This is a genomic window from Halopseudomonas bauzanensis (assembly GCF_900114735.1).
Taxonomy (GTDB): Bacteria; Pseudomonadota; Gammaproteobacteria; order Pseudomonadales; family Pseudomonadaceae; genus Halopseudomonas; species Halopseudomonas bauzanensis.
In genome coordinates, this window is record NZ_FOUA01000008.1 from 13,442 (window position 1) to 39,380 (window position 25,939).

The window sequence follows — 25,939 nt, forward strand, 5'->3', positions numbered from 1 at the left end:
CCGATCGCTCTGCTCCTTTCACGAGGCCATGGCCGGAGGTGATATGAACATACTGCTGATTGACTGTAGTCCCAGGCCCAATTCGCATAGCCGGAAATTGTCGGCAGCCATCATTGCGCGGCTGCTCGCCGTGGATCCCGCTGCTCATGTCACTCGCCGTGATCTGGGGCGGGAGCCCATACCGCACGCGGAGACCAGCTACGCCACGGCGATCTCGTCACCTGGGGAGTTGGCAGCGTGGCAGTCGGATAGCGCCGTGCGTCTGTCGGAGCAATTGATCCAGGAGGTGGAAGCCGCGGACGTGCTGGTCATTGGTACGCCGATGAACAACTTCACTGTGCCTTCGGTACTCAAGGCCTGGATCGATCAGGTTCTGCGGATGGGCCGCACGATTGGTGCCGCAGCCACAGGAGAGAAAATTGGCCTGCTGCAAGACAAGCCGGTCTATATTGGGATTGCCTCCGGCGGTATATTCACAGGTGACCACGCAAAACAGCCCGATTTTCTCATCCCTTACCTGACTGCTGCATTTGGATGCGTGGGCGTAACTTCGTTGCAGTTCTTTCCTCTGCAAGCGACGGCATTTCTCGATGAGGAGCAGCTGAACGCAGATCGGGAAGCTCTGATCTCAACCATGGATACGACGAATATTGGCAGAACCATGCTTGGAGCGGCTCAATGAGCAGCAAGCGGCTCCTGCCGAATGGTGAGTGCGGTAGCCGGGCACTGCAATCGATACTCCTCATCCTGCTATCAAAATAGGACTGATTGATGCGTAACTACCTGATCCATATAAATAAAATTATTTTCATGATGCTGTTCATTGCCACTCACTCCGCTGCCGACGGTTTACCTGATGAGCTGCTGAACGCGCCCATACACCTTATCTCAGGAGAGACTGTCAGCTTGGCCGAATACAAAGGTGAAAAGCCTGTGTATTTGAAGTTTTGGGCAACCTGGTGCCAGCCATGCCGCCAGCAGATGCCGCACTTCCAGCATGTCCAGGAAAAATATGGTGATGAGATCGAAGTCATCGGCATAAATCTGGGCCTCAATGATGACCTGCGTGCGGTACAAGACACGATTGCAGAATTTGGATTAACGATGCCGATGGCCATTGATGAAGGTGGTGATCTGGCCCAGAAATTCCGCCTTATCGGCACGCCTTACCATCTTTTATTTGATAAGCAGATGAACCTGATTCACCTGGGGCATGAAGCCGATTCCTCTCTGGATAATAAGATTGATCTGGTTTCCCGAAGCCTGTCGGAGAAAGATAATATAATTGACTCGTCCGTGCTGAATGAGGACGAGCCTGATATATCGATCGACACCAATGATGGTGACGTACATGCTCTGTTTTTCACTGCCACCTGGTGTGATTGGTATTTGAAAGAAACGCGGCCAGTGTCCGCTGAGCGCTGCGCTGCAGCTCAAAACACAATAAATTCTGTTTTCAAGGAAACAGCCGATATCTCCTGGCTTGGTGTGATAAATCGCTTGTGGACTGGCGATGAAGACATGGCGGAATACAGAAGAAAATACTCAATAGCGCATGCTATGCAGATAGACAAAAGCAATCGGTTGTTTCATAAATACGCTGTCCATGATCTCCCAACACTCTTGATTATTAAGGATGATGCGGTCGTGGCGCGGATAACGGACTTTTCTGACGAAAACAGGATAGTCAGTGAACTGAAACGCCATAAAAAATAAGGGTGGAGCATCCATTGTGCAGCTACGGACCTGAGTGCATACCGTGAAGAAAATTCTACTTGTTCTGGCCTTCGCTTTTGGCCTGTTCCAGCTTCAGCAGGGTGGGCATCTCGATGGCTTGCTTGATGGCGCCGGCCTTACTCAGTCCGGCTCTGCCAACCACTCGCAGCTGTCGGCGCAGGACCAGCAGCTGCACAACACGCTGGAGCGGATTAGCCGGAATGGGCCGTTTCCCTACCAGCGTGATGGCATCACCTTTGAAAATCGGGAACGGCTGTTGCCGATCAAGCCGAGGGGGTACTACCGGGAATACACGGTGGATACGCCGGGCTTATCACACCGTGGCCCGCGGCGAGTGGTGACAGGTGGCAATCCGCCTGTGGAGTTCTATTACACGGAGGATCATTACCGTTCCTTCACCCGCATCAAGGGGCACTGAGATGAGCACAGCAGCCAGCCAGCCAGCGGCAATCACCTGGCGGTCCAGAGGCCAGCTTGATCAACCGGCCATCGCGCTGGATGCAGGTAACAAGCTGAACAAGTCGACCCTGCTGCGGGCGCTCAGCGAGTCTTTCAGTTTTCCGGATTATTTCGGTGGAAATTGGGATGCGGCCTATGACCTGTTGCTTGATGAGGTGGACCAGTTAACAGCACCTGCGCTCTGGCGTTTTTCAATTGATGGCGCGGCGGAGGTGAATAAAGCAGATCTGGCAGACTGGATTCAGTTGATGACGGACCTTTGTGCTTATGCTGACTCCCGGGAGCATGGATTGCGGGTGGAGATATACAGTGATGCACAGGTCGAGTGACTCGACTCGAGCGGCTTGAACTGAGCACGAGCGAGTGCCGGGAGAAAAGCCAGGTATGACGCTTTGCAGTAACAGGGGAACTCCCCTTCTCCCAGTGCCGGGAGAGGGGGAACTCATCAGACCTCTGTTACTGTGGCCTCGGGGGCGTTCTTCTTGACGGACTCGATACCGTTGTCGCGGGACGCTGTTGATTCATATAGCTGGCTGGAGCCGATGATCTGGTGGTTTGCTGCCTTGAGATTGAACATGAACTTGCCAGAGCTGGACTCCTTGCGCTCGTAGCGGTCGTCTTCCGGGGCGTTGGCCTTGACTGATTCGACACCGTTCATACAACTGGCTTTGGTTTTGTACCCTTCACTGGCAAGGATGTTCTGTCCATTGGATGCCTTGAGTCGGAAGCGGTATTCACCAGCCTTGTCCTGATAGACCTCAAATTTACCTGCCATATTGTTCTCCTGGAAAAATGAACCACGGCGAATGTCGGTTCATTGTGTCCATTAAAGCTCAGAGTTTGCCGCTTCGCTAATGCCGGACTGCACAAAAGATTGCACCACGAAAAGCCTTGAGGCGGCTTGACGCACCGCGGACGGTGCGGCTTTTCTCGGGTTTTGGTGCTGCGGAGAAGTTTCAGCTGCGGGCTTCCGATATCATGGCGGCTGATCCGCTGTGCGTAACTGCAGACACGCCGCCGGATGAGGTGGCGTATCTCATGTCGGAGAGAAGGGTTGGCAGTGTGACCATCGAGAATGTGGGCGGTCACATTGCTGGAGATCTTTACGGCTACTGATGCACTGAATGCACTGATTGAAATAGTCCGAGCAGGCAACGCTGCAGCCGCCTCGGAGTGAGGAACAGATGACTGAACAAAGATCGAACGACCCCTTGCATGGCGTCACGCTGGAGCAGGTTGTTACCCGGTTGCAAGGCCATTACGGTTGGGACGGCCTGGCTCTGCGGGTCGATATCAACTGCTTCAAGAATGATCAGTCAATCAAATCATCCCTGAAGTTTTTGCGTAAGACCCAATGGGCCCGGGACAAGGTAGAGAAACTGTATGTTTCAACCTTTCATGGTAAAGGTTACTAGAAGCCTATCTTTAAGAATGCTTACCCCGCCGCAATTCATTAGCTGGGCGCCCCCGGTGCCCCAGCCAACGCCCGATACACATTCACCATCGCCAGCACCATGGCTGTCTGGCTCTGCACCAGGTTATCCCGCATGGCGGTCAGTTCCTGCTCTGCTGCCAACAGTTCGAAGTAGCCGATAAAGCCCTGATCATAACGGTCGCGCGCCTGCTCCACGGCCTGGGTGGCGGCGTCGGTGGCGCTCTGCAGCAACGCCGTGCGTTCGTGGGATTGCTGGTAGCGCAGCAGCCAGGTTTCTGTTTCTTCCAGTGCCAGCAGCACTGTCTGCCGGTAGTCGGCGAGCAGTTCTGCATAGCGGGCGTCGGCGGCGTCTATGCGTGCCTGAACCATGGCCCGATCAAGAAAGGACCAGTCAATACCCAGGGCGACGCGCCCGGTTTGGGCGCCGCCGGTAAAGAGGTCTGACCCGGTGCCGGCCAGGGAGCCGAGCAGGGCACCTAGGGTGAAGCGCGGGAACAGGTCGGCGGTAGCGATGCCGATGCGGGCGTTGGCTGCGGCCAGTCGCCGTTCAGCGGCCTGGATATCCGGGCGACGGCGCAGTACATCACCGGGGCTGCCTGCCGCAATGGACGGCCGACTGTCCGGTAGGTTCGCAGGGACTTCAAGCAGGGAAACCAGTGCGGTGGGTGTCTGGCCGGTCAGTACGCCGATGCGGTGCATGGCGGCGCCTATGTCGGCTTTGATTTGGGGGATCTCTGCCCGGGTGGCATCCAGCTGGGCGCGGGCCCGCACCTGATCGAACAGGGTGCCGCGGCCGGCTTCCAGTCGTGCGCTGACGATATCCAGCGAGGCCTGCTGCAGGCTGATGTTCTCTTCGGCTACCCGCAGTTGCTGTTGCAGGCCGCGCAGCTGGAAGTAGCTGCTGGCCATCTGGCCGGCCAGCGCTACCTGCAGGGTCTGCTGGTCTGCACCGGCGGCCTGCAACTGTGCTTCGCTGGCCTCGGTGGCGCGGCGCAGTCGCCCGAACAGGTCCAGTTCCCAACTGAGCGCGACACCGGCCTGGTATAACTCCACTCGCTCCTGACCCGGCTGAGTGCGCTCCACTTCTGCCAGGCGCTGGCCGGCAACATTGGCACCGGCGGTGACGCTGGGTAACTGATCCCGGCGCGAGCCGCGCAGCAGGGCTTCAGCTTCCTGATAGCGGGCCAGGGCAGCCTGCAGGCTCTGGTTGTCGGCCATGGTTTGCTTGATCAGGTCAGCCAACAGGGGGTCGGCAAAGCCTTGCCAGAACTGCTGTTCGTTGCGTTCCTGCGCCGATCCGGCAGCCTCTGTGGTTGCCTGGTCGTGGGCAAACTGCTCCAGCTGTACTGGCTCAGGCGGCTGATAATCCGGGCCTACGGCGCAGGCACTGAGCAGCGCTGCCATCGAAAAGATACCTGCCAGCTTACTCATGTGACGCTCCTTCAAGTTCTGCTTGTACATCGCTTTCAGGCTTTTCTGCCTTCTCAAAATGCTTGGCCAGCGTCCGCAGCGCGACATAAAACACCGGTGTCAGCAGCAGGCCGAACAGGGTTACGCCGATCATGCCGGTGAACACGGTGATACCCATGGCGTTACGCACTTCGGCACCCGCACCCGTGGCCAGTACCAGCGGTACGACGCCGGCGATAAAGGCGACCGAGGTCATGATGATCGGGCGCAGCCGCAGGCGGCTGGCTTCCAGCGCGGCGCTGATGGTGTCGCGGCCTTGCAGTTCGAGTTCACGGGCGAACTCGACGATGAGGATGGCGTTCTTGCACGCCAGGCCCATCAGCACTACCAGGCCGACCTGGACGAAGATGTTGTTATCGCCGTCTACCAGCCACACGCCAAACAGCGCAGCGAGCAGACACATGGGCACGATCAGGATCACCGCCAGCGGCATTACCCAGCTTTCATACAGCGCGGCGAGTACCAGGAACACCAGCAACAGGGCCACCGGGAAGACCACCATGGCGGCATTGCCCTGGGTAACCTGCTGGAAGCTCAGGTCGGTCCATTCCAATGACATGCCGGCTGGCAGTACCTCGTCGGCCACGCCCATGACTGCGGCCAGGGTCTGCGCCGAAGACAGCAGGGCGGGGTCGGATTGGCCGATCAGGTCTGCCGCCGGGTAGCCGTTGTAGCGGATCACCGGGTCCGGCCCGAAGCTCTCGCGCAGCGTGACCATGGTGTTGAGCGGCACCATCTGGTTGTTGGCGTTGCGGGTATACAGGTGGTCGATGTCGCTGGGGTTGTCGCGGAACGACGCATCCGCCTGGGCCATGACCCGGTAGGTGCGGCCGAACAGGTTGAAGTCGTTGATGTACTGCGAGCCGAAGTACAGCTGCAGGCTGCCGAACAGGTCATCCAGCCGCACACCCTGGGCCTTGGCCTGGATACGGTCTACATCGGCATCCAACTGGGGAACGTTGGCCTGGTAGGAGCTGAACGGGTAGAACATGCCCGGTGTTTCACTCAGCGCCAGCGCCAGATCATTGGTGGCGGTTTGCAGTTCGCCATAACCGGCGCCGCGTCGATCCTGTACATAGAGCGAATACCCCGAGCCTGCGCCCAGCCCGAACACCGGTGGCGGCATGAAGGTAATGGCGAAGCCTTCGTTGACGTCGGCCAGTTTGGCGTTGATCTCATCAGATATTTCCTGGGCGGTGCGGTCGCGGTCGGCGAAGTCATCGAACACCATGAACACCGTACCGACGTTCGGCGTGTTGGTGCCTTGCAGCGCGTTGAAGCCGACAAAGGCCAGGGCATCGGCGACGCCTTCAGTTTCCAGCGCCAGCTCGCTGACCCGCCGCGCAACGGCTTCGGTACGATCCAGCGAGGCGCCTTCAGGCAGACGAATACTGCCGATCAGGTAGGTTTTGTCCTGGGTGGGGATAAAACCACCGGGCACCTGGGTAAACATGAATGCGGTGCCGCCCAGCAGCAACAGATACACCCCGAACACCCAGCCACGACGACTCAGGCTGTGACCGACCAGTGATTCATAGCGCTGCGCGTTGCGCAGAAAAAAACGGTTGAAGGGGCGGAAGATCCAGCCAAACAGGCGATCAATGACCCGCGCCGGCAGATCCGGCGCTGCCCCGTGGGGTTTCAACAGGGCTGCTGCCAGAGCGGGCGACAGGGTCAGGGAGTTGATCGCTGAAATCACCGTGGCAATTGCGATGGTCATGGCGAACTGGCGGTAGAACTGGCCGGTGATGCCGTCCAGAAAGGCCATGGGCACGAATACCGCGCAGAGCACGAGACTGATGGCGACGATGGGCCCGCTCACTTCGCGCATCGCCTGATGCGCCGCGGCCAATGGTGCCAGACCTTCTTCGATATTACGTTCGACGTTTTCCACCACCACGATGGCGTCGTCCACCACGATGCCAATCGCCAGCACCATGGCGAACAGGGTCAGGGTGTTGATGGAAAAGCCCATCAGCAGCAGGACGGAGAAGGTACCAACGATGGACACCGGCACGGCTAGCAGGGGGATCAGCGAGGCGCGCCAGGTCTGCAGAAACAGGATCACCACCAGCACCACCAGCGCGACGGCCTCCAGCAGAGTCATGATCACGGCCTTGATGGAGGTGCTGACGAACACGGTCGGATCGTAGGCAATTTCCCAACTGAGGCCCTGTGGAAAGTTATCTTCCAGCTCGGCCATTTTTTCCCGTATCGCTGCCGAGACTTCCAGCGAGTTGGAGCCGGGGGCCTGGAAGATGGGCAATGCAACCGCTTGGCGGTTATTCAGCAGTGCCCGCAATGCATCCTGCGAGGCAGCCAGCTCGACCCGGGCCACGTCCTTGAGCAGGGTTACCTCACCCTGCTCACCGGTTTTCAGCACGATATTCTCGAACTCTTCGACCGATTCCAGCCGGCCCTTGGCGTTGATGGAAATCAGCAGGTCGGAGCCATTCGGCATGGGCGGTGCGCCGATCTGGCCGGCGGAGACCTGGATGTTCTGCTCGCGTACTGCGGTGCTTATATCGCCTGCGGTGACGCCCAGGGCCGCGGCGCGCTGCGGGTCGATCCACAGGCGCATGGCGTAGTCACCCGAGCCAAACAGGCCGGCCTGGCCCACGCCGGGAATACGCGCCAGCTCGTCACGGATATGCAGTACCGCGTAGTTGCGGATATAGGTGGCGTCCAGGCTGTCATCCGGCGAGGTCAGGTGCACGGCCATCATCAGGTTGGGTGACTGCTTCTGGGTGGTTACACCAAGCTGGCGCACGTCCTCGGGCAGCCGCGGCAGTGCCTGGGATACCCGGTTCTGTACCTGCACCTGAGCCTGATCGGGGTCGGTGCCCAGAGCGAAGGTTACGGTCAGTGCCAGGCTGCCGTCACTGCCGGCCACCGATTTCATGTAGATCATGTTCTCGACGCCGTTGATGGCTTCTTCCAACGGCGTGGCCACGGTTTCGGAAATGGTCTTGGGGTTGGCTCCGGGATAGCTGGCGCTGACCAGCACGCTGGGCGGCACCACCTCGGGGTATTCGCTGACCGGCAGCAGTGGAATGCTGATCAGCCCGACCACGAAGATGATGATCGATAACACCGAGGCGAAGATCGGTCTGTCCACAAAGAAACGCGAGAAATTCACGGCAACAGTCTCCCGGAACGCATCCGGGAGACGCGCCCGTATCAGTTAATTGAAAAATGCAGGCGGGGTCGGGGCGTTACGGCGCCGTGGCCACTACCATGGGTGCCGGATCGGGGCGCATCGCTACCTGCTGGGGCAGCACTTCCATGCCGGGGAAGGCGATCTTCTGCAGGCCGTTGACCACCACCCGTTCGCCTTCGCTCAGGCCGGCGGTAATGACCAGCAGCCCACCCACCCGGCGGCCGGTTTCCACGGTGCGCCGCTCTACCTTGTTGTCGTCACCCAGTACATACAGGTAGCGGCGATCTTGGTCGGTCAGCACCGCCTTCTGATCCACCAGCAGGGCAGCGGAGGCGTTGGCCACCGGCATTTCCACCCGGGCAAACTGACCAGGACGTAATTTGCCGTCGGGGTTGGCTACCTGGGCGCGGTACTGCAGGGTGCCGGTGCGTGCGTTGTACTGGTTGTCGACGAAGTCCAGTTGGCCACGGTAGGGGAAGTCCTGCTGGCCTGACAGCCCGATACGTACCGGCACAGCCTGACCGTGGGGGTTGTCCTGCGCGGTCTGCTGATCACTTTCGAAATACACATACAGCGGATCAACTGAGACGAGAGTTGCCAGCAGGGTGGCATCGATGGTCGCCAGGTTGCCACGGGTTACCTCGGCGCGGCCGATACGGCCACTGACCGGCGCCTTGATCTGGGTGTATTCCAGATCCAGCTGGGCGCTTTGCAGTGCCGCAGCTGCGGAATTCACTGCGGCCTGGGCCATGGTCTTCGCCGCATTGCGCTGTTCGAACTCTTCGCGGGAGATCGCCCGGCGCTCCCATAACTGTTCGGAGCGGGCCGCCTCGCTGCTGGCCAGCGTCAACTGGCTGCGCATGCGTGCCAGTTCGGCCTCGGCCAGTTGCACGTGGGCTTTATAAGGGCGTGGGTCGATGACGAACAGCACGTCGCCTTCGCTGACCAGTTCGCCTTCTTCGAAGTTGACCTGATCAATGTACCCGCTGACCCGCGGGCGCAGTTCCACGGTCTGGGGTGCTTCGACCCGGCCGCTGAATGCGCCCCAGATGGTCACCGGCTCGGCGTTGACCTCGGCCACCTCAACTTCGGGTGGTGGTGGCGTAGCATTATCCTGGGCCTGGCCCCGAGCATCGCAGCCGGCCAGGACGAGCAACAGCAGGCCGCCGAGCAGAGCCACTTTGGCTTGATTGAAGGGGGTTGCATGCATGGTCTGTTCTCGCTTCCCGTCAGGGATCACTGGTTCAAGTCGTTGGCGCGGGGCACCGTGGTGGAACGAACATTAAGGCCAGTGTTGTTGTAACGGGTAGCGCGTTACTGCCGCATGATTGCCTGATCCTATTTATAGCGGTTTCGCAATCTTGCGTTTTCCGGCTCTCGAAGATTGTCAAAACGTGATTGTTTCATCTTTGCAGGGCTTTATACGCGATGGCTTGAGCGATCCTGCTGGATTGTTGCCTATTCCTGCAGAACGTCGGTTCGGGGCTTCTGCCTTGTCTGATCCTGTATATACTGCCTTCACTCCCTGGAGGTCTGCCATGCTCAATATTGTCCACTCGCCCCCCGAATTTGCCTCGATACAGCCCCCCGCCGAACCCATGTGCCGGCAACTGGCCGATCTGGTCTCGTCCAGGATCACCACCGAGGGCATCCACAGAACCATCATTCCCGGCCTGGAGCTGTTTCGCATCGATGCGCCCTCCGGTTGTGTGTCTACCGTGTATGAACCTTCCTTGTGCGTCATTGCTCAGGGCCGCAAGACGGTTGAGTTGGGCGACCGGGAAATCGTTTATGGCGCGCTCAGTTATATGGTGTCCAGTGTCGATCTGCCGGTGCAGGGGCGAGTAATAGACGCCTCTCCCGAGCAACCCTATCTGGCGGTAAAAATCAGCATCGATCCGGCGGAAGTGGCCGATCTGGTACTGCAGTTAGGTGACTCCGCGGCGAGTGACGAGCAAACTGACTGCCCTTATTCAGGCTGCGGTCTGTGTATTGCCCAGATCGATCTGGGCATACTCGATGCCATGACCCGGCTGGTGCAGCTACTCGATTCGCCAACCGATGCGAAGGTGCTGGCGCCCCTGATCCAGCGTGAAATCATCTACCGCGCGCTGGTTGGCGAGATGGGGCCGCGTATGCGTGAGTTTGTCTCGGCCGATAGCCAATCACACCGTATTTCCAAGGTGATATCGGTGCTCAAGAGCCGTTTTGCCGAGCCGCTGCGGGTGCGCGAGCTGGCGGAAGACGTGAATATGAGCGAGTCGGCGTTGTACCACAGCTTCAAGCAGGTCACGCGTATGTCGCCGGTACAGTTTCAGAAGAAGCTGCGCTTGCACGAAGCGCGAAGGTTGATGCTCAGCGAAGGGCTGGAAGCTGCCACTGCAAGCTATCGGGTCGGCTACGAAAGTCCTTCGCACTTCAGCCGCGAGTACAGCCGCATGTTCGGTGCGCCGCCGCGCGCAGACGTTACCAAGCTGCGCCGTGAGACGCGCATGGGTATGCCGGCCTGAAGGTTTCTGAACTATGCTTGAGACGTGCTGGGAGCCCTCCGGAGGATTATCATCATGTCCCGTTTATTCATGCTTTTTGCTGCATTGATGCTCAGTTCTGCCGCCTTTGCCATGCATTGCCCCCAGGATATGGCAAAGATCGATGCCATCCTGGAAAACAATCCCCCCACCGATCAAGCGGTATTGGATCAGGTAGTGGCGTTGCGTGCGCAAGGAGAGGAGTTGCACGATGCTGGGCGGCACGAGGGGTCGGTAACGGTGTTGGCTGAGGCGCTTGAGCTGTTGGATGAGGAACCGCACAGCCATTGATTACACCGCAGGAGTAAGGACCTTTCTGGGCGCGGAATCAGGATCGGTTGCACATGACGTCTATGCTCCCGACCCTGACTCCCGCTTTACGCTACAGCGTTACAGTACGACCGCAGCCACACTGTTACTGTCGTAAACCAGCTCCACGTCTACGTCGCCTGCATCCACGCTATCAAACGCCCCGGTCACCGCCTGACCAGAGAGCAGGGTAATCTGCGTGCCGGTGGCGGGGGTGTTGGCGAAGTCCAGTTGCAGCGAACCTCCATCGATATAGACGATGCCACTGGCTTTCACCGGGATGTCGTTACCATCGGTATTCAGCGACAGGGTGCCGGCATCGATGGTCAGGTTCCCCTCGATCGTCAGCGTACCTTCCACGTCTACCCGCACGGTACCGTCTTCCATATACAGATCCCCTTCGCCGAAGGCGCTGGTGGAACCGGCTTCCAGGGTGCCGCCTTGCACCAGAGTGCCGCCGGTATAGGTATTCTCACCGGTCAGAACCAGGTGCCCGCTGCCGGCCTTGGTCAGGCGACCTTCGCCGGAAATGTCGTTGCGCCACTGGTCGCGCTGGTTGAAGCCATCCTGGCTCGCATCCATGTTGACCGTGACGTCGCCAATGAAAGCGCCGTAGCCATCCGCTGCGGTGACCAGATCAAGACGCCCCCAGCCATTGGTGTCGTCCAGTATCGGGTAGCCCGAATCGATCGCGGTGGTGTACAGCACTGCGCGGCGCTGTTCGGCGGTCAGATAGGGTAGGCGGGTGGCCAGCAGCGCTTCGGCACCTTCCGGGATTACCGGTGCCTGACCGGCTTTAGTCTCGTCATGGGGCAAGCCGTAGGTCATGCGGAAGCGGTACAGCTCCTTGTTCAGCTCGTTGTCGTCATACTTGCTGGTATTGAAGACCTCGGTGCGAACCAAGGCACCATCGATCAAGCCAGGCTCGTTATCCACCGGACGATGGGCGTATTCGTACAGATCCATATCTGCGGCTGCTGCCATATCACCGAAGTACTGCTGCGCGGCCTGGTAGGCGGCCGTGGCGTCATCGAGAAGATGCGGCTGGTTCAGCGCATGGGCGGTGACGATCATGGAATGGATACGGCCACCGATGACATCAACCGGGGAGTGCATGCCAGCAATGATCCGGCTCTCACCCAACAGGGAGGCGCGGGTAAGCATTTCCGAGTAGCGCTGGGGCAGGGCGTAGGCGTAGGCCATGGCGGCGAGGTAGCCGGCATTGGTGTGTCCGCTGGGATAGCCGCCATCCTTGCGGCGGTTCTCGGTATCGATCGTATACAGGCCTTTATCGTAATCGCCTGCGCTGTGCTGACGGCGGGCGCACATCAGGCCGGGGACGACGCTGACGCTGGTGATATAGGTGTCGATGACGCGGCTGGTTGTTGCTCCGCTGGAATCCGTGCACTGGTAGTTCTTGTCGGTGCCGAGATACTCGATCTCGCCGAGGTCGTTCATGCGCCAGGGGCGCGGGGTCGAGAAGATGTATTTGGACGCGTTGGTCGAGGCTGGCGAGCGCTGGCGGAAGGCGTCGACCAGGCGCACCACGGCGCCCAGTTCCGGGGCGTTCTGATCTCCGGCCCAGGCGATCCCGTCGTTCACGCCGGATTGAAAGTGCTCGTCCTGCAGGACCTGACTGACGCTGGGCACTGGAATATCGGTATAGGCGCCGGAGGCCGCTACGTAAGCTTCGGTCAGCGGCCCGAGGCCATCGATGACGCTGTAGTTCTTTGACCGAACGTCATCGAGGAAGGCCAGGATCGCTTCATCATCGGAGCGGTCCTTGGTCACGTCGATCACATATTGAATGTTGGCTTCCCAGGCTGCGGCATCGACGATGGGGTCAGCCAGATAATGGTCTGGACCGTCACCGGATGCGCCTTGCTGGTAATGATCCGAGGTGCCCTGCCATATGGAATTGATACCGTCCAGGAGGTGGGCCATGGGGTTGTCAGCCAATACCCAGCGGGCGGTGCCATCTGCGTTATTGTCCGCAAAGCGGATGGCGGGTAATGGATAGCTGACTTCGGGCAGGGCGACGGTCTGCTCATTGTCCAGACCGGCAGGCTTGGCAGGTTTCTCAATTGCGATGGGTGAGCGGTCGTTGCTCGAACTGCTGCTTTTGCAGGCGGATAGAGACATGGCGACCGCAATTGCCAAAGCCAGGCGTGCCGGCAGGGCGCCACGTAGGGAGTGATAGAGCATGAGTGTCTCGCTTTCAGAGCTGAATGAAACGCGCAAGTGAGGTGCGACCGCTGCTGCAGCGCAGCGACGTGTCTAGCGTGGCACTATAGGAAGGCTGTGTTACGTGGCTATTGCAGTTTCAAGGCAGGAGCCTGGGAAGGGTAGACGGGTCATGCTTCAGCGCATGACCCGTTTCAGCCAGGGTTGTTTTCCCTGCTGACAGTTCCCGGCTGGGGGTGGAACAGGCTCACTCATCCAACAGCATGCGGAAGCCACCATAGATCAGGCGCTTGCCGTCGAAGGGCATGGGATTGGCGTCTGGTTGCAGGCGGGGGTCCTCCATGACCTTGGCCATGCCGGCATCCCGTACCTCGCGGGAGGGCCATTCGATCCAGGCAAAGACCACCGTTTCCTCGGGCTGGCGCTTCACGGCCATGGAAAAAGATGTGGTCTGGCCCTCGGGCACATCATCACCCCAGCACTCCGTTACCCGCAGTGCGCCATGTTCCTTGAAGACCTGAGCAGCCAGGCGGGCGTGGTGGATATAGGCTTCCTGATTGACGGTGGGCACCGCGGCGACAAAGCCATCAATGTAGTTCATGTCGATCTCCTGTTCCGCTGTTCTGGATGTTCAGTCTTTCGGTGGTAGTTCACGGGTGGGCCGTACTTCGATACTGCCCAGGCGCGCCGGCGGAATGCGGCTGGCGAGTCGGATTGCGTCGTCCAGGTCATTGGCCTCGAGCAGGTAGAAGCCGGCGAGCTGCTCCTTGGTCTCGGCAAAGGGACCATCGGTAATCAGCGTCTCGCCGTTGCGCACCCGGATTGTGGTGGCGGTCGTTACGGGTTGCAGTGGCTGACCGGTGACGTACTTGCCCTCGGCGGTCAGCCGTTCGACCCCGGCGATGCATTCCTGGTTGAGGTCATGCCATTCCTGCTCGGTCATGGCTTCGATAAGGCTCTCCTGGTAGTACACCAGCGCGACATATTTCATGGTGCGTTAACCTCCTCTGTGTTTGCGTTTTGGGGACATTGACCGGTGCCGTAACCGATCATCCAATGGGTGCCGAAGCGGTCGGTGGTCATGCCGAAGCGCTTGGCCCAGAAGGTTTCTTCGAAGGGCATGATCGTTTGACCGCCCTGCTGCAACTGATCGAATACTTCGGCGGCGCGTTCCAGGGTGTCGAACTCCAGATGGACGCAGCTGCCCTGCATCGCCTGATGACAATCGCCAGCCATGTCTGCGCCCATCAGGCGCCGGCCACGAATGTTCAGGGAGGCGTGGATGATCCGGTCGGCCAGCTCGGCCGGCACTTCCGCGGCGGCGGGCGTTTCACCATAGGGAATCATGGCTTCCAGGACGCCGCCGGTGACCTGCTGGTAGAAGGTCATGGCTTCACGGCAGTTGCCGGGGAATGACAGGTGGATGTTCAGTTCCATCGGCAGCCTGGTGTGACGCTGATGCTCATCCTTGAGCGCACCGGGTTCGAAATCGCTTAGCTCGAAGTAGCGCCGTAGCTCCAGGGTGACGTTGCCATTGCTGTCTTCGCATGGCCACTGCTTGGCCCAGTCGATGGCCTCTTCCAGGGAATCCACTTCCAGCACAGAATAACCGGCCAGTTGGTCCGAGACGGGGGTGAAAGGGCCGCGGGTGACGGTGGCTTCACCGTTGCGAAAGGCGATGCGACAACCTTCGCTGGTGGGCCGGACGCCATTGCCAAACAGGAATACACCTGCCTGGATCATGCGCTCGTTGTAATCGAGCATGGCTCGATAGACCTGATCGGATGGCAACGAGCCTTTTTCGGTGTCCTCGTCCGCTTTGCGCATCAGCATGAATTTCATTTTTATCGCTCTCCTCTGGTGGGTAGTTACCCTTGAGTCGTGCGGATGTGAACCAGATCGACAGCGGTATCGACTTTCTGATGAAGTTTTTATGATCGGCTGGCGAGTTGCTCTTCCAGTAGGCGCAGTTGGCGCGCCAGAAAACGCCGTTCCGGCTCCTGTACCACCAGTGTGAGTGCTTGCTGGTAGGCCAGTCGGGCCGATTCGAGGTCGCCCGCACGGCGCAGCAGATCGGCGCGCGCTGCATGAAACAGGTGATAGCTGAGGACTTCTTTGCTGGAGTTGAGTTGCTCCAGCAGCCGCAACCCGTCCTGCGGTGAGTCGCGCATGGCCACCGCCACAGCCCGGTTAAGGGTTATTACCGCGGACGGTTGTTGCCGGTGCAGGGCGTCGTAGAGCAGGACGATCCGCTTCCAGTTGGTGTCATTGGCGCTCTTGGCGGTAGCGTGTTCCGCTGCGATGGAAGCCTGCAGGGTGTAAGGAGCGACGGGCGTGAGGCGTAGCGCCTGGGCCAGCCAATCAAGGCCGAGGCGAATATCCTTCTGGCGCCAGAGGCTGCGATCCTGCTGTTCCAGCGTGACCAGTTCGCCATCCTGGTCCTGGCGGGCATCCCGGCGCGAGTGCTGCAGATACATCAGCGCGGCGAGCCCGAACACCTCTCCGTGAGGCAGCAGCCGAGCGAGTGATTCGGCCAACTGGATGGCCTCATCCACGAGGCTGACATCGAGGATATGCTGCCCTTCGCTACGTGAGTAGCCTTCATTGAAAACGAGGTAGATCACCTTGAGCACATCGGGGAGCCGTTGCGGCAGCTCATGCTGGTCCGGCACCTTGTAGGGAATGCCGGCATCGCGGATCTTGCGTTTGGCGCGGACGATGCGCTGCGCCAGAGTGGTGGGTCGCTGCAGCAGGGCACGGGCAACCTGCTCGGTAGTGAGGCCGCACATTTCCCGCAGGGTCAGCGCTACCCGCGCTTCCATGGCCAGCGCTGGATGGCAGCAGGTGAACAGCAATCGCAGCAGATCATCATCGATGGGTGTTTCGTCAGCTTCCACCGTCGATGGGTCGTCGTCAGACTCCACCAGATGGGCATGGCGGCGCACTGTCTGGTTGCGGCGGATCTGGTCGATGCCGCGCCGGTGGCCGGTGCTGATCAGCCACGCGGTGGGGTTATCCGGAATGCCATTCTGCGGCCATTGCCGTAGAGCCGCTATGAAGGCTTCCTGCAGACACTCCTCGGCCAGATTGAAGTCGTTGAGCAAGCGGATCAGCGTCGCCAGGACCCGGCGCGAATGGTCCCGATAAATCTGCTCGATGTGGGCGGGAGAAGCGGGCATGACACTCATAGTCGATAGCTCATCTGTCGTGAACTGCAGTATGGCAAGGCTTGCTGCGAATATTGAGCCTATATTGATCTGACACCCTTTTGCTACCGGAACCATGATGCCCAAGCAGCCATCCGCAGCCGAACAACGCGCCATACTCGAGCGGCTCGATAAGTTCAGCCGTTTCACTGATAGCAGCATTGGTCTGCCTTTCACGCGGTTCAAGATCGGAATCGAGGCCATTATTGGCCTGGTGCCGGGTATTGGTGATCTGATTGGCTTGATAATGTCTGGCTACGTGCTGTTGGAAGCACAGCGGGCGGGGGCGAGTAGCAAGGTGAAGCGGCAGATGCTGCGTAACATCGGCATCGACTTTGTTGGTGGCCTGATACCGGTGGTGGGGGATGCCTTCGATGCTATCTACAAGGCCAATACACGCAATACTCGCCTGCTGAGAAACTATCTGAACGAGCAACTCGCCATAGAGCCGCCCCCGGCAACTTTTCCCTGGAAGGTATTGGTTGGTTTGTCTGTGCTGTTTGCCGTGGTTATTGGCGGGGTGGTGATATTGCTGTGAAAGCGGGGAAGTTGATCAGGTTATATTGAGTCCCGCTTGCATGAATACACCTCTCACTTGTTCCGCGCAGCAACCGTCTGGCTCAGCTGTTCACCGACCTCTGGGCGAACTGTTCCTGAATCAGCTGCTCGAGCCTGGCGCTCAACCGCTTGCGCAATTCCGCCTCGATCACCGGCAAGATCTCGTCGATCACATCCTGCATGACCAGTTGCGCTTCGGCCTGCAGGCGAGCCTCCATTCGTACCTCCCGCGCGCCAGTATGCAGCCCGCCGGATGAGGGCTGTTGCATGCTCTGCTGCAGCAACTGCTCAAGATGCACTCGCTCGCCGGCGAGGCGGGCCAGTGATTCGTAGGGGAGGAAAGGATTTACCTTGAGGGAAGCAGGCGCTGCCGCTGGCGTGACAACGGGCGGCGCGTCACTGCCGGAGGTGATGATGTCCTGCAAGAGAGGAATGTCGAGCTGTAGGTCTGGTTGCTGATCCGTCCCGGAGGAAGGCTCATCCAGCAATGTGCGGATGGACTCCAGGTCTTTCAGCAAGCGAGACGGGTCCGTTGGTTCGCGCTGCGTCATACATCATCCTGCTATCCGTATCTGATGTGTGCTCAGAGGATAGCCCCGTTTGCGGTAAAAACGAAATCGTTCCCGCCCCGGAACCAGGATTGGGTCGTGTTCGACCAATATTTCCGCCAGACGGTTGAAGCGGCTGAAGAAATCGGGGGTGTCATCGCTGAGATTGATCAGCAGATCATGGTGGGGTGTCGGATCATCTCCCCAGCCACAGACCACCGCCTCGTTAGGTTGGTCGGCATGCAGGGCGTGCGGCAGAAAGCTGTCTGCCCGGAATGACCACAGCAAGTCGTCCAGCTGGCTGGCCTCGGCCTCGTCCGCGCAATGCAAATAGACATGCCGGCTCTGCTGCCAGGCCTTGTGCGCCAGGCGGCAGGCATATTGCAGGCGGGCGTCGGGGCTGGGGCTGTTGAGGATGTAGAAGTCGATTCGGGTCATGGGTGCCGTTGGTTGTGGGAAGTGCGGTTAGGTTCCGGAAATATCGACGGCTCGGCGTTCGTGTGTTGCCAGCTCCGGTAGCGCCGGTCACAGACACGCGGCAAGTACATCCCTGTAGCTCGCGATAGCCATCCCTGGCTATCGACGGTCTAGGTCTGGCGTTACCGGCCCGGCACGCGCAGGTCGGTGTGGTCAATATTCCCGGATTGCGCCGTGTAGCCTCCGCCCTGCACCTGATTCAACAGATACTGGGTCAGCAAGGGCACTGGCCGCCCAGTGGCGCCCTTGTCCTTGCCGCCACTGATCCAGGCGGTACCGGCGATATCCAGGTGCGCCCAGGGGTAGGCCTTGGTGAAGCGTGACAGGAAGCAGGCGGCGGTGATGGTGCCGGCTTTCGGGCCGCCGATATTGGCGATGTCCGCGAACGGGCTGTCCAGCTGCTCCTGATATTCATCGAACAGCGGCAGTTGCCAGCCGCGGTCGTCAGCCTGTTTGCCGGCATCCAGCAGTTGCTCTACCAGTACGTCATTATTACCCATGACGCCGGTCGTGTGGCTACCCAAGGCAACGATGCAGGCGCCGGTGAGAGTGGCGATATCGACCACGCTGGCGGGCTTGAAGCGCTCGGCATAGGTCAGCGCATCGCACAGCACCAGACGGCCTTCGGCGTCGGTATTGAGGATTTCGATGGTCTGGCCGGACATGCTGGTAACGATGTCACCCGGCTTGGTGGCGGTGCCACTGGGCATATTTTCGGCGGCGGCGATGAGTATGGTCAGATTGATCGGCAATTGCAGGCTGACAACCGCCTTGAACACGCCCAGTACGGTTGCCGCGCCGCACATGTCGTATTTCATTTCATCCATACCAGCGCCGGGCTTGAGGCTGATGCCGCCGGTGTCGAAGGTGATGCCCTTGCCGACCAGCACATGGGGCTGGGTCTTGGTGTCCGCTCCCTGATAGCTGAGGCGGATCAGTTTGGCCGGTTCGGCGCTGCCGGCGCTGACCGACAGCAGTGAGCCCATGCCCAGTGCCTGCATGTCCTTCTCTTCCAGCACTTCGACTTCGGTGCTCTTGAACTGCTTGGCCAGCGCCTTCGCTTCCTTGGCCAGGTAGGTTGGGGTGCAGACATTGCCGGGCAGGTTGCCCAGGGTGCGGGTCAGGTCGGTACCGTCACTGATGGCCTGTCCGTGGGCGACGGCCTGTTTGAGTACGCCGGCGTCGGCCTTGTCGGCCGACCAGAGCACGCATTTCTTCAAGCGTGGCTTGTCGGCTTTCTTGCTCTTGTACTGATCGAACTGGTACAGGCTTTCGCGAATGGTTTCCACCGCCAGGCGCGCCCGGGAATACAGATCCCGGCCCTGGACGGGCAGCTCGCTGAGGGTGAGCAGCGCGTCGGTAGCGCCACCATCCTTGAGAATCGCCACGGCTTTCTGCAGCAACTTGCGATAGTCGCGATCGCTCAACGCCGGTTTCTTGCCGCTGCCGATCAGCAATACACGCTGGGCGCTGATGCCGGGGAGGGCGAACAGCATCAGGGTTTGCCCCGATTTGCCGGTGATGTCGCCACGCTTGACGGCAGCGCTGATCTGGCCGCCGCAGACACTGTCGAGGTGGGCCGCGGTGCCGGTGAGGGTGCGTGCTTCGTTGATGCTGACGACCAGGCAACCGGTTTTGATGGTTTCCGGTGCGCCGTGTTTGACGTTGAACTCCATGGTGCTCCCCAAGACAAATCGTGTGGATTGACCGATAATGCAGCCCATTATGACCGGCATCGTGCCGACGCTGGCCGAACAACTGCAGACAGTCACGCTGTAGCTGCATTCTGGCCTATTCCCGAGAGCCCTTAAAGCCCCCGGAATCAAGGAAACCAATGTGATCATATTCCGATACCTCAGTCGTGAGGTACTGACCACCCTTGCGGCCGTCAGCGGTGTGCTGCTGCTGATCATCATGAGTGGGCGTTTCATCAAGTACCTGGCCCAGGCGGCGGCGGGGCAATTGGACCCCGGTGTGCTGTTCATGATCATGGGTTATCGCCTGCCAGGTTTTGTCGTGCTGATCCTGCCGCTGGGCATGTTCCTCGGCATCCTGCTGGCCTACGGCCGCATGTATCTGGACAGCGAGATGGCCGTGCTGTCGGCGACCGGCGTCAGTGATCGCAAGATCCTCGCCTATACCCAGGGCCCAGCGTTGCTGGTGGCGTTGCTGGTGGCCTGGTTGAGTTTGTGGGTGGCGCCGGCCGGCGTACTCAAGACCCAGCAATTGTTCAATGAGCAGGATGCCATGACCGAGTTCGATACCTTGGCGGCGGGTCGTTTCCAGTCGTTGGGCAGCGGTCAGCGCGTCACCTACGCCGGTGGGTTGTCCGATGACCGCACCGAGCTGGAAACCATCTTCATCGCTGAAAGTACTGGCTCGGGTGAGGATGCCAGTGTCGGTGTGCTGGTGGCCGAAACCGGACGACAGCAGATGAATGCGGATGGCAGTCGCTATCTGGTATTGCAGAACGGCTATCGTTATGACGGTCGTCCCGGCGCGGCGGATTTCCGGACTATCCAATACGATACCTACGGCGTACTACTGCCCAAGCCGGAGGTGGTCACGGAGGTAACCGACCGCGAGGCGATGCCATCCGCTCGGCTGTTGGATAGCCCGGACCTGAAGGACCGCGCCGAGCTGCAGTGGCGTCTGGCGATTCCGCTGCTGGTGCCCATTGTGGCGTTCTTCGCGGTGCCGCTGTCCCGGGTCAATCCGCGGCAGGGTCGCTTTCTCAAGCTGCTGCCGGCGATCATTCTGTATATGGCCTACCTGGCATTGCTGGTCAGCGCCCGCGGCTGGATGGAAGCCGGCAAGACCCCGGCAGCGCTGGGGCTGTGGTGGGTCCATGGCTTGTTCCTGGCCATCGGTGTGTTGCTCAACTTCCGTGCCCTGACCGCACCCAATGCCCCAGCGGGAGACCAGCATGCGACTGCTTGATCGCCATATCGGCAAATCGATCTTCCTCAGTGTGCTGACGGTGGCGCTGATCATTGTTGGCCTGGATCTGCTGTTCGCCTATATCAGCGAGCTGGAAGACCTGGAAGGCAACTATGGTGCTATCGAAGCGCTGACCTATATCTTCCTGACCAGCCCGCGCCGCCTCTACGAGCTGTTGCCGATGGCGGCATTGGTCGGTTGCCTGATCGGGCTGGGCACGCTGGCAAGCAATTCGGAGCTGACCGTCATGCGTGCCTCGGGCGTCTCCATCGCCCGGATCATGGGCGCGGTACTCAAGCCGCTGCTGGTGCTGATGGTGGCCGGCGTGCTGCTGGGCGAGTATGTCGCGCCCTACAGTGAAAACCTGGCGGAAAGTCGGCGGGCGCTGGCGGTTGGCAGCGGCGACGCGGTCAAATCCAAGGGGCTATGGCACCGTGAAGGTGACGACTTCATCCATATCAATGCGGTGCAGCCCAACGGCGTGCTGCACGGCATCACCCGCTATCGCTTCGATGACCAGCGCGAACTGCTGGAGACCAGCTTCGCCCAGCGGGCCAGCGTTCAGGACGAGCATTGGTTGCTGGAAGAGGTCGCCACCACCTTGTTCGACGTTGATGGCACCAGTAGGGTCGAGCAACATGAGCAGCAGCGCTGGGATGTGGGATTGTCTCCACGGCTGCTGCGGGTGGTTCTGCTCGATCCTGACGTGCTGCCGCTGACCGGTATCTGGCACTACCAGAATTACCTTGCCGAGCAGGGCCTGAACAACAGCCAGTACTGGTTGGCATTCTGGAAAAAGCTGCTGCAGCCACTGACCACGGCGGCGCTGGTCTTCGTTGCCATTTCCTTCATCTTCGGCCCGCTGCGCTCGGTCACACTGGGGCAGCGCGTCTTTACCGGGGTGCTGGTTGGTTTCAGCTTCCGTATTCTGCAGGATCTGTTGGGGCCATCCAGTCTGGTATTCGGTTTCTCGCCATTGATCGCGGTGGTACTACCTATCCTGATACTGGTCGTGATGGGTGGCTGGTTGATGCGTCGAGCGGGCTGAGCCTGATCATCCGCTGGGCAACTTATTGCACAGCGGATCATTGATAATCCTGTTGCGGCGATCCTGCAGGCCGTATTCTGAAAGGCCTGCAGGGCAATGCGCAAGAACTTGCACAGCTTTGCGCAACTTCTTGCGCAGTTTCATGTGATGGTGTTCACAGTAGCTTGGCTGGGCTTGCCAGATTATTAGTAACCTACTGATTTATATTAACTATTTTTAGCTGGCACGGCTCTTGTAATACGTCTGGTCCCGGATCGTTGTGATCCACTCAATCCAGGCAAGGAGAGCATCATGCCAACACCCGCGTATATGACCATCGAAGGCACCAAGCAGGGCCTCATTACCGCCGGTACCTTCACCGAAGATTCGGTCGGCAACATTTTCCAGGAAGGTCATGAAGATCAGATCCTGGTTCAGGCCTTCGATCATCAGGTCATCATTCCCCGCGATCCGCAATCCGGCCAGCCGACCGGCCAGCGCGTCCACAAGCCGCTGATGATCACCAAGGTCTTCGACAAGTCCTCCCCGCTGATCTTCAACTCGCTGACTTCCGGCGAGCGCCTGAACAAGTGCCGCCTGGAATGGTACCGCACCTCATCCACAGGCACTCAGGAGCACTACTTCACCATCGAACTGCATGACGCCATCATCGTGGATGTGCAGTCGCGCATGCCGAATTGCCAGGATCCGAACCTGTCGCACTTCACCCATCTGGAAGACGTCTATTTCACCTACCGCAAGATCGTCTGGACCCACGAAGTATCCGGCACTTCCGGTTCTGATGACTGGCGTACCCCGATCTCTGCCTGAGCCGCGCAGTAATCGATGCCATCGACCGGAATTCCGGTCGATGGCTTTTTCCATGACATGCAAGGAGCTTCTGGAAAACGCAACGCGTCACCCGGCATGGTCACGCGCGATGGTTTTCCAGAGTCTCCAAGAAGGAACACAGGATGTTCGCCCCGGCCAATACCGCGCACTTCAGCCTCGCCATTCCGCACCTGGAACACGACTTCAAGGTGCTGGCCTTCCAAGGCACCGAAGCCATCAGCCAGCCTTATTGCTTTGAGCTGGACCTGGTCAGCGAACGGCCGGACCTGGATATCGAAGGGTTATTGCACCAGCCGGCATTTCTCAGTTACGCCGGCCCGGACCAAGGCGTGCACGGCCTGATCCACAGCGTCGCCCAAGGCGAATCCGGCAAACGCCTGACCCGCTATCGCATCACCCTGGTCCCTCGGCTGGCCTATCTGCAGCACGCCACCAACCAGCGCATCTTCCAGCACCGCACTGTGCCGCAGATCATCACCGAGGTGCTCAAGGGCCACGGCATTTTCACTGATTCGTTCCGCTTCCAATTGCGCGAAGACGGGCCCGAGCGGATCTACTGCACCCAGTACAACGAAACCGACCTGCACTTCATCCAGCGTTTATGTGAAGAAGAAGGCATCCACTACCACTTCCAGCACAGCCCCGAAGGCCACCAGCTGGTGTTCGGCGAAGACCAGACCGTCTTCCCCAAACTGACCCCGACCCGCTTCAACCAGGGCAGCGGCATGGTCGCCGACGAGCCGGTCATCAAACGCTTCAACCTGCGCCTGCAAACCCGCCCCAGCCACGTCAGCCGCCGCGACTACAACTTCGAAAAGCCGCGCCTGCTGATGGAAAGCAAAGCGCAAAGCGAAGCCCTGCCCACCCTGGAAGACTACGACTACCCCGGCCGTTTCCAAGACCGCACCCGCGGCCAACACCTGGCCACCAGAACCCTCGAAGCCCACCGCAGCGACTACCGTGTAGCGCAAGGCGACAGCGACCAGCCAACCCTGATCAGCGGCCACTTTCTGGCCCTGACCGAGCACCCACGCCAGGAATGGAATGATCTCTGGCTGCTGACCTCTGTGACCCACGAAGGCAAACAGCCCCAAGTGTTGGAAGAATCGGTGACCAGCGTCACCAACCCCGGGGATGACTTCACCCAGGGCTACCGCAACACCTTCACCGCCACCCCTTGGGACGTGATCTTTCGACCGCCAACGCAGCACAAGAAGCACCCCATCAACGGCACCCAAACCGCGGTCGTCACCGGCCCCGAAACCGAAGAGATCCACTGCGACGAACACGGCCGCGTCAAAGTCCAGTTCCACTGGGACCGTCAAGGCCAGGCCAACGACAAAACCAGTTGCTGGCTCCGCGTCGCCAGTAACTGGGCCGGCGACCGCTACGGCGGCATCGCCATCCCAAGGATAGGCATGGAAGTGCTGGTCACCTTCCTCGAAGGTGACCCCGATCAACCGCTGATCACCGGTTGCCTGTACCACAAGACCCACCAGGTCCCGTACAGCCTGCCGGAGCACAAAACTCGCAGCGTCTTTAAAACCCTCAGCAGCCCCGGCGGCGACGGCTTCAACGAGCTGCGTATCGAAGACAAGGCTGGCGAAGAACAGATCTTCATCCACGCCCAGCGCGACTGGGATCAGAACATCCAGAACGACCAACATATCCGCGTCGGCAATGAGCGCCACGACCGCGTCGAAGCCAACAGCTACACCGAGCTGCTGGCCGAAGAACACCGCACCACCCATGCCGACCGCAAAACCGAAATCAAGGCCGATGACCACCTGACCGTCGCCAATAACCAGCACGTCAAACTCGGCACTGCACATCTGCTGGCCGCCGGTCGCGAAATACACCTCAAGGCCGGCCAGAAAATGGTTATCGAAGCCGGCATGGAAATCACCCTTAAAGCCGGCGGCAGTTTCATCAAGATCGATCCCAGCGGAGTCACTTTGGTCGGGCCACAGGTGCGGATGAACTCGGGTGGCAGTCCGGCAAATGGCAGCGGCGTTTCGGCGTTGCTTCCGACAATCGCGGGCGCCGCGGATTCAGACGCCGCAGGTCAGATCACTCAATGGCCATTGGCAAATAGTCCGGAGCGGTTAGTAGCGGCTGCGAAAGACAACTTGCTGCTGAGCAGCCAATGTCACCGTCAGCCTGACGGCAACTGTTCGCTGGAGGCGTGCCCATGCCTGAGCAACTGAGCCACCTTCGTTACGTGGTTTATGGCGAGCTACCTGCGGCTGATGATGGCCTTTATTTGCTACTGGACGGCGCTCTGCTCAATGCTCCCCGACTGGTTTATGAGCACGATAGCAATCCGCAGCTGGAGCAGCTTTATCGCGGTACACGACACGCCTCGGCGTTGGGAGTGAGCCCCTGTCTTGTCAAACCTTCGATCGACTCACAACTGTGGACAGAAGAGCACCGATGGAATACGTCGGGCATCGTGATTCGATCAGAGCTGCCGATGGCTCAATTGATAGATCACCTCCGTAGCCTTATCAGCGCACGCCTGCCCTCAGGTCAATTGGCCTATTTGCGCTATTACTCGCCTGAGTGGTTGCTGCGTTTGTTGAGTTCATTCACGGCTACGGAAGTCAGTGCATTTGCCGGCCCGGTCAGTGCCTGGGTGGTCTTCAGAGAAAATGAATGGTTTGAACTTGCTCCTGACTGCACCGGCGACTGTCGAAGTGCATCAGAAGAAGGTTGGTTTACTATCCGTTCCGCGCAGCTCGAACAGTGGGAGCAGGAGCAGCGAGAGCAGTTTCTTGAACGCATGGCGGACCACTTTGGCGGCGCCAGTATTGATGAGCAGGAAGGGTTGCAACGGCGTGAGTGGCTTTCTCAATTGATCATGCGGGCAAATGAGTACGGGTTCGATCGGGAACATCTTTGTATCCATTATCTGGAGCTGGCGTGGGCTTTTCCCGATCAGATAAGTTCCGCATCGATCATCAGTTCTTTGACGGATCGAACCCAGGCGGGCGCCGCGAGATTGCGACGGGTAGAAGAACAGCTTTTTGGACTCGCCAGGGAGGCATGA

General features: G+C 59.5%; 26 protein-coding genes and 1 pseudogene. 14 read left to right on the plus strand and 13 right to left on the minus strand.

From position 1 onward, the window contains the following. Positions 1-43 precede the first annotated feature (43 nt). From BM267_RS14765 to BM267_RS14780, 4 genes are all read left to right on the plus strand, one after another. The gene (locus BM267_RS14765) at positions 44-682 is read left to right on the plus strand and encodes an FMN-dependent NADH-azoreductase (protein ID WP_074781242.1); all 639 of its coding nucleotides are present in this window, start codon (positions 44-46) and stop codon (positions 680-682) included. 89 nt (positions 683-771) lie between these two features. Then, positions 772-1,716, plus strand: coding sequence for a redoxin domain-containing protein (locus BM267_RS14770; RefSeq protein WP_074781243.1), 945 nt, complete (start codon positions 772-774; stop codon positions 1,714-1,716). 34 nt (positions 1,717-1,750) lie between these two features. Beyond that, positions 1,751-2,155: a guanyl-specific ribonuclease gene (locus BM267_RS14775; RefSeq protein WP_051611369.1), complete on the plus strand. Its 405-nt coding sequence runs from the start codon at positions 1,751-1,753 to the stop codon at positions 2,153-2,155. Position 2,156: 1 nt separating this feature from the next. Beyond that, on the plus strand, positions 2,157-2,525 hold the full coding sequence (locus tag BM267_RS14780; protein ID WP_036992871.1) for a barstar family protein: 369 nt from the start codon (positions 2,157-2,159) through the stop codon (positions 2,523-2,525). Between the two features lie 116 nt (positions 2,526-2,641). Here the strand turns inward: BM267_RS14780 and BM267_RS14785 are convergent, their stop codons facing one another. Next, positions 2,642-2,971, minus strand: coding sequence for a YegP family protein (locus BM267_RS14785; protein WP_036992870.1), 330 nt, complete (start codon positions 2,969-2,971; stop codon positions 2,642-2,644). Between the two features lie 203 nt (positions 2,972-3,174). On the opposite strand from BM267_RS14785, the gene BM267_RS17030 reads away from it, so the two are divergent. Both BM267_RS17030 and BM267_RS14795 read left to right on the plus strand, forming a co-directional pair. Continuing rightward, positions 3,175-3,312 (plus strand): CBS domain-containing protein, encoded by a 138-nt coding sequence (locus tag BM267_RS17030; RefSeq protein WP_407920291.1) that lies wholly within the window; start codon positions 3,175-3,177, stop codon positions 3,310-3,312. A 68-nt stretch (positions 3,313-3,380) separates the two neighbouring features. After that, positions 3,381-3,611, plus strand: coding sequence for a VF530 family protein (locus BM267_RS14795; protein ID WP_036992869.1), 231 nt, complete (start codon positions 3,381-3,383; stop codon positions 3,609-3,611). Positions 3,612-3,649: 38 nt separating this feature from the next. On the opposite strand, the gene BM267_RS14800 is transcribed toward BM267_RS14795, so the two are convergent. The 3 genes from BM267_RS14800 to BM267_RS14810 form a co-directional block, all read right to left on the minus strand. Further along, positions 3,650-5,062, minus strand: coding sequence for an efflux transporter outer membrane subunit (locus BM267_RS14800; protein WP_051611365.1), 1,413 nt, complete (start codon positions 5,060-5,062; stop codon positions 3,650-3,652). Next, entirely contained in the window at positions 5,055-8,240 is a 3,186-nt protein-coding gene (locus BM267_RS14805; RefSeq protein ID WP_036992866.1) for an efflux RND transporter permease subunit, read from the minus strand. Before BM267_RS14805 ends, BM267_RS14800 begins: the two co-directional genes overlap by 8 nt. A gap of 76 nt (positions 8,241-8,316) precedes the next feature. Beyond that, a complete protein-coding gene (locus tag BM267_RS14810; RefSeq protein WP_036992865.1) occupies positions 8,317-9,471 on the minus strand; it encodes an efflux RND transporter periplasmic adaptor subunit in 1,155 nt (384 codons plus the stop codon). 328 nt (positions 9,472-9,799) lie between these two features. On the opposite strand from BM267_RS14810, the gene BM267_RS14815 reads away from it, so the two are divergent. Both BM267_RS14815 and BM267_RS14820 read left to right on the plus strand, forming a co-directional pair. Further along, positions 9,800-10,771 carry an AraC family transcriptional regulator gene (locus tag BM267_RS14815; protein ID WP_083392534.1) on the plus strand — a complete coding sequence of 324 codons (972 nt, stop codon included), beginning with the start codon at positions 9,800-9,802 and terminating at the stop codon, positions 10,769-10,771. A 54-nt stretch (positions 10,772-10,825) separates the two neighbouring features. Next, on the plus strand, positions 10,826-11,080 hold the full coding sequence (locus BM267_RS14820) for a hypothetical protein (RefSeq protein WP_036992864.1): 255 nt from the start codon (positions 10,826-10,828) through the stop codon (positions 11,078-11,080). A gap of 99 nt (positions 11,081-11,179) precedes the next feature. Here the strand turns inward: BM267_RS14820 and BM267_RS14825 are convergent, their stop codons facing one another. The 5 genes from BM267_RS14825 to BM267_RS14845 form a co-directional block, all read right to left on the minus strand. After that, complete coding sequence (locus tag BM267_RS14825; protein ID WP_051611363.1) at positions 11,180-13,303, minus strand: phosphatase PAP2 family protein; 2,124 nt, start codon at positions 13,301-13,303, stop codon at positions 11,180-11,182. 226 nt (positions 13,304-13,529) lie between these two features. Further along, positions 13,530-13,883, minus strand: a complete 354-nt coding sequence (locus BM267_RS14830; protein ID WP_036992862.1) for a DUF1428 domain-containing protein — start codon at positions 13,881-13,883, stop codon at positions 13,530-13,532. Positions 13,884-13,913: 30 nt separating this feature from the next. Next, positions 13,914-14,273 (minus strand): YciI family protein, encoded by a 360-nt coding sequence (locus BM267_RS14835; protein ID WP_036992859.1) that lies wholly within the window; start codon positions 14,271-14,273, stop codon positions 13,914-13,916. Continuing rightward, on the minus strand, positions 14,270-15,124 hold the full coding sequence (locus tag BM267_RS14840; RefSeq protein ID WP_051611362.1) for a YciI family protein: 855 nt from the start codon (positions 15,122-15,124) through the stop codon (positions 14,270-14,272). The genes BM267_RS14835 and BM267_RS14840 overlap by 4 nt, the downstream gene beginning before the upstream one ends. Positions 15,125-15,213: 89 nt before the next feature. Further along, positions 15,214-16,470, minus strand: a complete 1,257-nt coding sequence (locus tag BM267_RS14845; protein ID WP_218144736.1) for an RNA polymerase sigma factor — start codon at positions 16,468-16,470, stop codon at positions 15,214-15,216. 97 nt (positions 16,471-16,567) lie between these two features. On the opposite strand from BM267_RS14845, the gene BM267_RS14850 reads away from it, so the two are divergent. Further along, the gene (locus BM267_RS14850; RefSeq protein WP_036992857.1) at positions 16,568-17,026 is read left to right on the plus strand and encodes a DUF4112 domain-containing protein; all 459 of its coding nucleotides are present in this window, start codon (positions 16,568-16,570) and stop codon (positions 17,024-17,026) included. Positions 17,027-17,108: 82 nt separating this feature from the next. Here BM267_RS14850 and BM267_RS14855 read toward each other — a convergent pair whose 3' ends face one another. The 3 genes and pseudogenes from BM267_RS14855 to BM267_RS14865 all read right to left on the minus strand — a co-directional run. After that, positions 17,109-17,597 (minus strand): hypothetical protein, encoded by a 489-nt coding sequence (locus tag BM267_RS14855; protein WP_036992854.1) that lies wholly within the window; start codon positions 17,595-17,597, stop codon positions 17,109-17,111. A gap of 3 nt (positions 17,598-17,600) precedes the next feature. Further along, positions 17,601-18,032: a DNA polymerase III subunit chi gene (locus BM267_RS14860; RefSeq protein ID WP_036992852.1), complete on the minus strand. Its 432-nt coding sequence runs from the start codon at positions 18,030-18,032 to the stop codon at positions 17,601-17,603. 227 nt (positions 18,033-18,259) lie between these two features. Beyond that, positions 18,260-19,747, minus strand: a pseudogene (locus BM267_RS14865) (leucyl aminopeptidase); the annotation flags it as partial. Between the two features lie 160 nt (positions 19,748-19,907). On the opposite strand from BM267_RS14865, the gene lptF reads away from it, so the two are divergent. Both lptF and lptG read left to right on the plus strand, forming a co-directional pair. Next, positions 19,908-21,011, plus strand: a complete 1,104-nt coding sequence (lptF, locus tag BM267_RS14870; protein WP_051611360.1) for an LPS export ABC transporter permease LptF — start codon at positions 19,908-19,910, stop codon at positions 21,009-21,011. Continuing rightward, entirely contained in the window at positions 20,998-22,059 is a 1,062-nt protein-coding gene (gene lptG, locus BM267_RS14875) for an LPS export ABC transporter permease LptG (RefSeq protein ID WP_036992851.1), read from the plus strand. The genes lptF and lptG overlap by 14 nt, the downstream gene beginning before the upstream one ends. 6 nt (positions 22,060-22,065) lie before the next feature. On the opposite strand, the gene BM267_RS16835 is transcribed toward lptG, so the two are convergent. Further along, on the minus strand, positions 22,066-22,203 hold the full coding sequence (locus tag BM267_RS16835; RefSeq protein WP_177173414.1) for a hypothetical protein: 138 nt from the start codon (positions 22,201-22,203) through the stop codon (positions 22,066-22,068). Positions 22,204-22,350: 147 nt separating this feature from the next. Between BM267_RS16835 and BM267_RS14880 the strand changes: the two genes are divergently transcribed. The 3 genes from BM267_RS14880 to BM267_RS14890 all read left to right on the plus strand — a co-directional run bounded on the left by BM267_RS14880 (position 22,351) and on the right by BM267_RS14890 (position 25,939). Next, positions 22,351-22,869: an Hcp family type VI secretion system effector gene (locus BM267_RS14880; protein WP_036992849.1), complete on the plus strand. Its 519-nt coding sequence runs from the start codon at positions 22,351-22,353 to the stop codon at positions 22,867-22,869. Positions 22,870-23,012: 143 nt separating this feature from the next. Next, positions 23,013-25,097, plus strand: a complete 2,085-nt coding sequence (locus tag BM267_RS14885; protein ID WP_036992848.1) for a type VI secretion system Vgr family protein — start codon at positions 23,013-23,015, stop codon at positions 25,095-25,097. After that, positions 25,082-25,939: a DUF4123 domain-containing protein gene (locus BM267_RS14890; protein ID WP_036992846.1), complete on the plus strand. Its 858-nt coding sequence runs from the start codon at positions 25,082-25,084 to the stop codon at positions 25,937-25,939. The genes BM267_RS14885 and BM267_RS14890 overlap by 16 nt, the downstream gene beginning before the upstream one ends.